This is a genomic window from Winogradskyella poriferorum (assembly GCF_050618035.1).
In the GTDB taxonomy this organism is placed as follows: Bacteria; Bacteroidota; Bacteroidia; order Flavobacteriales; family Flavobacteriaceae; genus Winogradskyella; species Winogradskyella poriferorum_A.
In genome coordinates this window covers 1-242 of sequence record NZ_JBODPY010000094.1, presented here as the reverse complement: position 1 = coordinate 242, position 242 = coordinate 1, and the positions used below count along the sequence as shown (strand labels likewise).

Sequence of the window (242 nt, the reverse complement as noted above, 5' to 3'; positions counted from 1 at the left end):
TATTAGTCATTTTACTTCTTAATTAGAAGCCATCATCTCCAGTATCTATTGGGGTAATACTTTGTAGCATTTTTAATAGATCCAGCAAGATAATAAGAATCGTATTGTAGTAACAAACACCCATTACAAAACGCTTGGTTGTTTCTTCACCGGTTGCGTTTGGAGCGCGGTCAATATCATTTTGCGGTAGATTGATAACCTCATCAACGCTATCTACAACAAGGCCTACAACTTCTTGCTCG

General features: G+C 37.6%; 1 protein-coding gene. It reads right to left on the bottom strand.

The window, feature by feature from the left end; translation table 11 throughout:
* Window positions 1–22: 22 nt before the first annotated feature.
* A partial coding sequence (locus ACRHOC_RS15050) for a chemotaxis protein CheW (RefSeq protein WP_431159431.1) occupies window positions 23–242 on the bottom strand: 220 nt, incomplete at its 5' end.